Raw genomic sequence first — 269 nt, 5'->3', positions numbered from 1 at the left:
ATGCCGCTCTGGAAGCGCTCACCGGCCATGCCGAAGCGGTTTTGCAAAAACTGGATCTGCCTTACCGGGTGGTGATCCTGTGTGGCGGAGATTTGGGCTTTTCCTCGTCCAAAACCTACGACATCGAAGTCTGGCTGCCGAGCCAGCAGCGCTATCGGGAAATCTCTTCCTGCTCCAACTTTCAGGATTACCAGTCGCGCCGTATGCAGGCCCGCTGGCGTAATCCGGAAACCGGCAAGCCAGAATTGGTACACACTTTGAATGGGTCT

The 269-nt window shown here is 56.1% G+C and carries 1 protein-coding gene; it reads left to right on the top strand.

The features are described from left to right. The coding region (locus A3754_RS08065; protein ID WP_304439827.1) for an aminoacyl--tRNA ligase-related protein at nt 1-269 on the top strand (269 nt) is incomplete at both ends.

It is taken from the genome of Alcanivorax sp. HI0083, from assembly GCF_001635175.1.
The sequence above is the reverse complement of the archived record's forward strand: the minus strand, read 5'-3'. Positions and strand labels throughout refer to the sequence as shown.